We start from the raw sequence: 6254 nt of genomic DNA on the forward strand, positions 1-6254 counted from the left end.
TGGGTTCTGGGTTCTGGGTTCTGGGTTCTGGGTTCTGGGTTCTGGGTTCTGGGTTCTGGGTTCTGGGTTCTGGGTTCTGGGTTCTGGGTTCTGGGTTCTGGGTTTTGCCAGCTCCCAGAACCAGGAACCCACCCCGTCAACTCTCGGCTTTTCGTAACATCGCCTGCTCTTTACACAGCACGTGTCGGGTGATCAGATCACGTACATCTTCATCCATATTGATAAACTCCAGTGCAACCTTGTACTGATGGTTTTCGGCATTCATCACATCCAGTTTTGAGCAGGCCACAACTTTCGCATAGCTGAAAATGCCCGTGTTCTCTGGCAGCAGTATCAGGCGCAGCTCAAGCATCGCACCAGTGATTATCGGACTATTAGTACTGAATGAAAGCCCACCCGCACCGATGTTGATATGCTGAGGCGCAACATCCATGTCTTCCAGCTCGGCTTCGATCACGTACTCGCTCAGCATATTTAATTTGTTGTCCATCGCTGCGAGATAACCGGCAATCGTAGTACTGGATTTCTCGATCATCTTCAACATCGGCTGCAACTCACGCGTCATACTGTCAAAACGTGCTTTTAGTGTGAGCTTGTTTATCGCCGCCTGCTCTTTACGATGTTCTGCAGACAGCACATCCGCATCACACGCTGGCTTGTGTTGCAATATTGCGACATCGTCGACCCGAAAATATTCTCGTTTTTCAGTCTCTGATAATAAGTGTGCCTGCTTCATCGTTCAATCCGGTTATTTTGTTCTGTAGCTTCGACTGGCGGCGAATCTACCGTAATAACGTGTTCCGCCGTCGAATTTTCTGTGGCAGCTTCCATGGCATTGGCTTCACCACTTGCTGTTTCCATCATCACATCGTCTTGCTGATCGCTGCTATCTTCTGGTAATGACTTCAGCAGATACTGCCCGGTCGCCATATCCAGTACCGGCACGAGCGTCGGATTCTCGCTGTAATCCAGCATGATCTCAACGCGGCGATTTTTCACCCTGCCCATATAAGTATCATTTGTATCGACAGGTTGCGTATCGGCAAACGCCGCAATCTCAAAACGCTTGTCGCCCAGGCTTTTGTTGCGGCGCAAGGCATGGATTACACTCACCGCCCTGGAGGCCGACAATTCCCAGTTAGAACGATAACGCGTGGTTTTTATCGGTATGTTGTCGGTATGTCCCGACACGATTATCATGCCATCAAAACCACTGAATACTTTGCTGATCTTGCCGGTGATAGCATTAAACGGTTGAATGATATCCGCACTGCCAGACGGAAATGCGCCTTTTTCACGAATACGTAATATAATACGTTTATCTTTCACGTCTACTTCTATCAGACCTTTTTCGATCTCTTCATTAAGTTCATTCTTGATCGATTCAGCATCGGCATTAATTTTTTTGAGCAACGCCGCTTCTTGTTCGGTCATTGCATTGAACTGTTTATCTTCAGCGGCATCCGATTTTTTATCCTGATTTTCCTGCCCCTGATCCGAAGGCTCGGTGAAAACCGGGTGCAGCCTGCTCTCGTCAGTGGTCATCTGTCGAACTTCATTCATTACCGTTGGCATCGGACGACCCGGACTGAACTCGCGCGCGATGATGTTGATACCGCGAGGCGTTTCTTTTGCCTTGATCTCACGTTGCACGCCAAAGGCATCTTTCAACGAACCCGCAAGTTCTTTATATACGTTTTTATCCATCTCCGAAAACGAAAACAACAATACAAAAAATGCCAACAGCAACGACATCAGGTCAGCAAACGTCATTACCCACGCAGGTATGCCTTCGGGACACTTGACTTCGACACATTCGCAATCACTCATGGCAGATACCTATTTGCGCTACGCAGCTTTGTCTTCCGACCTGGTCTTCTTGTTGTCGGGCAGGTATACGTTCAGCAGGCCTTCGATCATGCGGGGATTCAAGCCTTCCTGGATTGCACTGATGCTTTCGAGAATCATCGATTTGGTCAATCGCTCTTCGTTACTACGCAATGCCAGCTTGTCAGCAATCGGCAACGCCACCACATTCGCAATGACTGCACCGTAGAGCGTGGTCAATAACGCAATCGCCATCGCAGGGCCAATCGATTTAGGGTCACTCATGTTCGACATCATCTGTACCAGTCCGATCAAGGTACCGATCATACCCATCGCCGGTGCCACATCACCCAGTGCCTTGAAAATACTGAGACCGATCTCGTTACGTTCGATCGACAGGTTTATTTCTTTAGAAAGGATTTTTGTAACTAGCTCGGGCGCATTGCCGTCGACCACCATGGTGATGCCCTTGGCAAGAAACTCGTTTTCAACTTCGACACTTTCCAGACCAAGCAGACCTTCCTTGCGTGCGACGTTGGCTAATTCGATACTTTGCTCGATGATTTCGCTGGGTTGCTGCGCCTTGTGAACAAACGCTTTGACTGCCACGCCCATTGAACCGACCATGTCGCTTACTGAAAACTTCATCATCACGACCGCGAGGCTGCCGGCTATCACGATCATCACACTCGGGCCATTGACAAACATGCCCATCTCGCCACCCATCAGGATGGCAGCGGTGATGGCACCGACCGCGCCCACAAATCCTATCAGAGTCGCTAAATCCACACTAATTCCCCTTGTTTTTCAATTTGTTATGCAGTTTTTACAATAGCAGAGAGACTGCCTCTCGTAGCATACAGACACTCGATGCAGCTATTAATACAGTCGGTCACAGAGGGGAAAACTTTAGTGTTTGAAGCAGCTCAGCCAGCCGCTCCAGCTAGTTGAAAAAACGGCTGCTTCGGGTGCACGGGTACGAATGAGTGTGATATCTATACATTGTCCAGGTAAAATTTACTGTACCAGATGATAATTCTGCTATAAATTAATGACTTGTTACTGGACTGGACTTGTCGCCATAAACTGCTCCCAGACAAATCCAAAGCTTGGCAAACAATATCGGGAAACTGGATGGAAAATAACAAGATTCTGTTTGTAGATGATGACCAGCGTCTGTGTCGACTGATCAAACGCTACCTGGAACACGGCGGCTACGAAGTAACCTGTGCCTCTTGTGGTGATGAACTGCATGCGCTGATGAGTCAGCAAAGCTATGCCCTGATCTTGCTGGATATAATGCTGCCAGGCAAGGATGGTCTCGCGCTGGCGCACGAATTACGTACCCGCTCCAATATCCCGATCATTTTCCTCACAGCCAAAGCCGAAATTGATGACAAAGTCAACGGGCTGGAAGTTGGTGCTGATGATTACATCACCAAGCCCTTCGAAGAGAAAGAACTGCTGGCCCGGGTGCAATCTGTATTGCGGCGTACCACTGCGAACACGTCCAGCGATATGTTGCGTACCGAAGCGCACTTCGCCGGCTGGAAGTTGAGCCTGCTCAACCAGACACTGACCTCGCCCGCTGGCGAACGTGTCGATATCACCAGCAACGAATACCGCCTGCTCTCCACCATGGTAAGCAGACCGAACGTCACCATCCGACGTGAAGAGATACTGAATATATTATCCGGTCGCGAATGGTCGCCGCTGGACAGGTCCGCTGACATGGCTATTTCAAAGTTACGTAAGAAACTGGAATACGACCCCCACAAACCCGAAATAATTCGCACCGTCCGCAATAAAGGCTACCAGCTCACCGCCGTGGTTGAGTTTGTCGAAGCGCCATGACATATCGCTCGCAGCTGCTGCCCCATGTCCTGATAGCATCAACTACGGCGTGTTTTCTCTTCTACAAAAACACGCCAGGACAAGCACATTATATCTACTAACTCATTGTTTTTATAATAAATTATTTGTGATGCCCTATAGTTTAGCCGTCAGGCATCACAGCGCTACAGACCGCTATGCCTGCTGTATCACATCACCACAGTGGTTTTTCTGAACAAATGGCATAGTGAACGCAACGACAAGTTACCATCGCTGGATGTTGCTAACATGCCTGCTTTATAACGCTTCTAAGTGCCATGCCACAATGCATTTTAAAAGCTCAACAACACTATAACTAAATGGTATGCTCTAGAGTCTGTCGGATTTAGCAGCCGTATTTGTATAGAATAGCCAGATCGTACCAAGAAGAGAACGAAGTCACCATGTCAGGCAAATTCCAGCCGATTAATCGAGATACCGCGTACCTGTTGCCACCCTCGCTGCAAGACTGGCTGCCAGAGAAGCACCTGGCCCGCTTCGTGGTCGATATTGTGGATCAACTCGACCTGAGTGAGCTCGTGAGGCGTTATGGTGGGGGTGGGAAACAGCCCTACCATCCTGCCGTGCTGTTGGGGCTGTTGTTCTATGGATATGCGACCGCCCCCTCTGTCAGGATAGTTGTCGCCTCACATGATCATTGTAATCGAAGTTGAGGTGGGCGATAGAGAGTGAGCGATGAACCGTTATTCAGCAGAGCGAAAAGAGTCAGTGATCCAGAAGATGATGCCCCCGCATAACATCCCGATTCCCCGGCTGGCCGAGGAGACCGGCATCTCGGATGTCACCCTGTACAATTGGCGTAAACAAGCCAGAGTCGAGGGGATAGCCGTGCCAGCTGATGGGAAGAATCCGGAAAAATGGTCGTCGGAAGACAAGTTTGCCATCGTATTGGAAGCCGCCTCGCTGAACGAGGCCGAGCTGGCCGAGTACTGCCGCCAGAAGGGCCTGTACGCCGAGCAGATTGAAGCGTGGCGCAAAGCCTGCCTGCAAGCCAATGCCGACAGTGCCGCACAGGCGAAGACCCAGCGGGAACAGACGAAGAAAGACCGCAAGCAGATCAAGAAGCTGGAGCGGGAGCTGCGTCGCAAGGAAAAGGCGCTGGCGGAAACGGCCGCCCTGCTGGTGCTCCAAAAAAAAGCCCAGGCGATCTGGGGGGACGAAGAGGACGAATGATCAGCCACGCAGATCGCCGTCATGCCGTCGAATTGATCGACGAGGCCGTTACCGCCGGTGCCCGGCAGCGCAAGGCCTGTGAGATCCTGGAGATCAGTTCACGTACATACCAGCGCTGGACGCAGGATGAAGCCGTTGTGAGCGATGGTCGTCCCGAAGCTCAGCGTCCGATCCCGGTCAACAAGCTGAGTAGTGAGGAACGGGAAGAGATCCTGGCCGTCAGCAACAGCCCGGTGTTCCGCAGTCTACCACCGAGTCAGATCGTCCCGGCACTGGCCGACGAGGGGCGCTACCTGGCCTCGGAGTCCAGCTTCTACCGTGTGTTGCGGGAGGCGGACCAGCAACACCACCGGGGCCGTAGCGAGGAACCGCAGCGCAAGGCACCAAGTACCCACTGTGCCATCGGCCCGAATCAGGTCTGGTGCTGGGATATCACCTGGCTGCCGGGGCCTGCCCGGGGACTGTTCTATTATCTCTATCTGATCATGGATCTCTACAGCCGCAAGATCGTGTCCTGGGAGATCCACGAGTGCGAAGCCAGTGATCTGGCGGCACGACTGATCCGTAAAGCCTGTCTGGTAGAAGGCATTGCGTCACAACCACTGGTGCTGCACTCGGATAATGGTAGTCCGATGAAAGGTGCCAGTATGCTGGAGACATTACGCCGGTTGGGTGTGACGTCCTCTTTCAGTCGTCCACGGGTGAGCAACGATAACGCCTACGCGGAATCGTTGTTCCGGACCTGCAAGTACCGGCCGGATTACTCGGCCAACGGCTTTGCGGCGATCGAGGATGCCAGGGAATGGGTGCTGTCTTTCAGCCGCTGGTATAACACTGAACACAAGCACAGTGGCTTGAAGTTCACCACGCCGGAGCAGCGTCATACGGGTGAGGCAACGGCGATACTGGAACACCGGCAGCAGATCTACCGAGAAGCCAGGGCGCGTCACCCCAACCGCTGGAGTGGTGATATCAGAAACTGGGTGTTACCGGAAAAGGTCTGGTTGAACCCGGAGAAAGAACGGGCTGAGTTAAATCAGGCTGCGTAGGTCGAGGCGACAACTATGTTGACAAACACCGACCGGGGTATTTTCCAGCCGCAAGCTGGAGCAGGCGACCTACGATTCGGTTGCCTTCCGTTTTATTACCGGCGATACGCATCCAGACCATGACACGATTGCGAGTTTCCGCAAACGTTTTCTGCCGGAGCTGGAAGGTCTGTTCGTGCAGGTCCTGGTCGTGGCCAAGGTGATGGGGGTGTTCAAGCTTGGCAAGGTCAGTCTGGACGGCACCAAGGTCAAGGCCAATGCCAGCCGGCACAAGGCGATGAGCTGGGGTTATGCGAACAAGCTGGAAGAGCA

Annotated in this window: 5 protein-coding genes and 2 pseudogenes; 4 read left to right on the plus strand and 3 right to left on the minus strand. The window is 52.0% G+C overall.

The window, feature by feature from the left end:
• Nucleotides 1-136: 136 nt before the first annotated feature.
• Genes ACW81B_RS12030 through pomA form a run of 3 tightly spaced genes read right to left on the minus strand, consistent with a single transcriptional unit; the run spans nucleotide 137 to nucleotide 2616 of the window.
• Complete coding sequence (locus ACW81B_RS12030; RefSeq protein WP_491580464.1) at nucleotides 137-736, minus strand: PilZ domain-containing protein; 600 nt, start codon at nucleotides 734-736, stop codon at nucleotides 137-139.
• A complete protein-coding gene (locus ACW81B_RS12035; protein WP_491580465.1) occupies nucleotides 733-1830 on the minus strand; it encodes a MotB family protein in 1098 nt (365 codons plus the stop codon). The genes ACW81B_RS12030 and ACW81B_RS12035 overlap by 4 nt, the downstream gene beginning before the upstream one ends.
• A gap of 18 nt (nucleotides 1831-1848) precedes the next feature.
• Nucleotides 1849-2616, minus strand: coding sequence for a flagellar motor protein PomA (gene pomA / locus ACW81B_RS12040; RefSeq protein ID WP_491580466.1), 768 nt, complete (start codon nucleotides 2614-2616; stop codon nucleotides 1849-1851).
• A gap of 345 nt (nucleotides 2617-2961) precedes the next feature.
• Here pomA and ACW81B_RS12045 point away from each other — a divergent pair, with 345 nt between their 5' ends.
• The 4 genes and pseudogenes from ACW81B_RS12045 to ACW81B_RS12060 all read left to right on the plus strand — a co-directional run.
• Nucleotides 2962-3681 (plus strand): response regulator, encoded by a 720-nt coding sequence (locus tag ACW81B_RS12045; protein WP_491580467.1) that lies wholly within the window; start codon nucleotides 2962-2964, stop codon nucleotides 3679-3681.
• 422 nt (nucleotides 3682-4103) lie between these two features.
• A pseudogene (locus tag ACW81B_RS12050) lies at nucleotides 4104-4355 on the plus strand (transposase); the annotation flags it as partial.
• Between the two features lie 40 nt (nucleotides 4356-4395).
• A protein-coding gene (locus ACW81B_RS12055) for an IS3 family transposase (RefSeq protein WP_491580468.1) occupies nucleotides 4396-5942 on the plus strand; the annotation gives its coding sequence in 2 pieces (ribosomal slippage) (nucleotides 4396-4858 and nucleotides 4858-5942; 1548 coding nt in all).
• A 31-nt stretch (nucleotides 5943-5973) separates the two neighbouring features.
• Nucleotides 5974-6254 (plus strand): annotated as a pseudogene (locus tag ACW81B_RS12060) (transposase); the annotation flags it as partial.

It is taken from the genome of Thiogranum sp., from assembly GCF_058323355.1.